Source organism: Candidatus Saganbacteria bacterium (assembly GCA_016223245.1).
Classification (GTDB): domain Bacteria; phylum Margulisbacteria; class WOR-1; order XYC2-FULL-46-14; family XYC2-FULL-37-10; genus JACRPL01.
The window spans coordinates 1-1,971 of sequence record JACRPL010000020.1 but is presented as its reverse complement, the minus strand read 5'-3'; the positions used below and the strand labels follow the sequence as shown (position 1 = coordinate 1,971).

Genomic DNA, 1,971 nt, shown 5'->3' with positions numbered 1-1,971 from the left:
CATATTATTCTTCGAAATTGAATTCCCAAAAGTTCTCCGAGAAAGGTCTAATTGATGTTTTCTTGAATAATTGGAGCTCCGAGGGCTTTATATCAAGACAGCATGAAGAGGCGAGGCTTGCGGGCGGGAAAGATGCTCTTACACGGTTCTTCAAAGATCAGAAGAGATCTAAGGCCGATGTTAAATTTGTTGAAGAAGAATTTAAAATAATAAGAGATCGAATACAGATCAAAGGACGCTGGGATCTTGTTTTAAAATCCGAAATCAGAAATCCGAAATCAGAAAAAACTTATATCGTTGATTTTAAATCGACCGAAGTTAAAACGCAAGAAGATGCGGATAAGCGAGCTAAAGAAAGCATACAGCTGTCTATTTATGCGATAGCATGGCAAGAAATGTTTGGCCGCATTCCTGACTCTGTTCAATTACACTTTCTAGAAAATGGAATTATAGGATATGTTGAAAAGACGCAAAAAGACTTAGATAAAACTTGGGAGAAGATAAAGATAGTGGGGGATTCGATACGCTCGGCCGACTATAGGGCGGCGCCTGCTGCGATGAAATGCGGTTATTGTCCGTACAATGAGATATGTCCGAGTTCAGCTGTGTGAACTAATCTGCGAGTAAACCCTGCCTGCCGGTAGGCACGGCTCGCGGTTCTTGTTTATCTTCTAGAGAAGAAAGCTTTGTCTCAAACTTCCCGATCCTCTTTTCGGTCGATTCGTAGCTAACAGACAAGTTCTTCAAGTGTGTTCCCATCTTTACAAAATCATCGGTGATCCTGGCAAAATCGCCTTCAAGCTGTGAAATGTTCTGTAATATTTCCTGCGCTCTCTCTTCGATCTGCATTCCTCTTAATCCAAAAAGTATCGTCTGCAGATATCCATAGAATGAATTAGGAGAAACCGGGAAGATCTTGTTCTCCATCGCATATTTGAACAAGCTCTTTTCGTCGTCGAGATTCTCGTCCTTAACGATAATTTCATAGTAAACATTCTCGGCCGGTATATACATCAATGCAAAGTCGGATGTCCCTTCGTCGGGCAGGATGTATTTGCCATGTATTGCATCTACGTGTTTTTTAACATCGCGGACAAATTGTTTTTTTGCCGATAATTTATCGGCATCATTTTGCGACTCAACTATTTTTTTGAAGTTTTCTAACGGGAACTTTGAATCGATCGGGATCAGCAGGTCTTTTAGCATAATAACAGCGTCGACCGCTTCTCGGCTTTTGAATTTGTATTGCAGTTGATATCTGGAAGGCGGGAGAACTTGGCTTAGAAGATCGCTTAGGAACAATTCGCCCATGCCGCCCCTTATTTTGGGGGCTCGCAGTATCTCTTGAAGCGATGAAATATCCTTGCTTAATTCCTGGACTTGTTTTGTCGTTTCATGTACCTCGCCTAGCTTGCGGTTCACGTCATTTATTACTTTTGCGGCGTTATCGAGGCGCGTGTTTACGTTTTTGTCGACATTTTGAAGCGTTTGTGTAAGATCGGTGTTTACCTTTTGGAGGATATTTTGGTTGTCGGAATATAATTTTGTGATGGAGCCTCGCATCTCTTCCAGCTGCTTGTGCAAAAGGTCCAAGGATTTTTCGTTTTGCGGCTGTTCAACTTTCGGAGAATTGAGTTTTATTAGTATAAAACCGACCGCAAATAAGGTGATAACTGATAGAAAAATAGCAAGGATTTCCATATTTATGAATTATATCATAAAATCTTGATCGGTTGCGGTTGCGCGACTAGAATCGTCGAACGTATTACGGGAACCGTTTCGAGCCGCTCAATCGTACAACGAAAACCATTGAACCCAAAACCCGATATGGGAATGGAACCTGCGACTGAAGTCGCGGTTCCATGAAAAATCTGAGGGAAGAGACGCTTTTTAAGCCGTGAAGATCTGTAAGACGGCTGGAGAGATGGACGGATCCTTAAAATTTCTCAACAACCGCCGGCAATTTCCATT

2 protein-coding genes are annotated in these 1,971 nt (G+C 41.9%); one reads left to right on the top strand and one right to left on the bottom strand.

Annotated elements, in window-relative coordinates:
* Nucleotides 1-17 precede the first annotated feature (17 nt).
* A complete protein-coding gene (locus HZC34_07250) occupies nucleotides 18-611 on the top strand; it encodes a PD-(D/E)XK nuclease family protein (GenBank protein MBI5701615.1) in 594 nt (197 codons plus the stop codon).
* Nucleotide 612: 1 nt separating this feature from the next.
* Here the strand turns inward: HZC34_07250 and rmuC are convergent, their stop codons facing one another.
* Nucleotides 613-1,701, bottom strand: coding sequence for a DNA recombination protein RmuC (gene rmuC, locus HZC34_07245; GenBank protein MBI5701614.1), 1,089 nt, complete (start codon nucleotides 1,699-1,701; stop codon nucleotides 613-615).
* Between the last annotated feature and the right edge of the window lie 270 nt (nucleotides 1,702-1,971).

Bases quoted from the DNA above. Each gene is read 5' to 3' on its own strand.
- rmuC (MBI5701614.1), bottom strand. From the start codon at position 1,701: ATGGAAATCCTTGCTATTTTTCTATCAGTTATCACCTTATTTGCGGTC.